1 protein-coding gene is annotated in these 287 nt (G+C 41.8%); it reads left to right on the top strand.

The window, feature by feature from the left end; genetic code table 11:
- Nucleotides 1-287 (top strand): NAD-dependent epimerase/dehydratase family protein (locus tag N2257_10835; protein ID MCX7794880.1); only part of this gene is annotated, 287 nt, incomplete at both ends.

Raw genomic sequence — 287 nt, 5'->3', positions numbered from 1 at the left:
AGCACTCAGGGTTGCAAGAGGAAAACTTGAAAAACTTCAGATATTTGGCACAGATTATCCCACACCTGATGGGACATGCATAAGAGATTATATCCATGTTAATGATCTTGCTGAGGCCCATCTTGTAGCAATGAAATATATCCTTGATGGAGGCGAGGCAGGGGTATTTAACTGTGGTTATGGTCATGGTTATTCTGTTAAGGAAGTGGTAGAAAAGGTAATCAAGGTGACAGGTATTAATATACCTGTTGAAGAGACTGGGAGAAGAGAAGGAGACCCACCTGTTC

This window comes from Thermodesulfovibrionales bacterium (genome assembly GCA_026417875.1).
In the GTDB taxonomy this organism is placed as follows: Bacteria; Nitrospirota; Thermodesulfovibrionia; order Thermodesulfovibrionales; family CALJEL01; genus CALJEL01.
The sequence above is the reverse complement of the archived record's forward strand: the minus strand, read 5'-3'. Positions and strand labels throughout refer to the sequence as shown.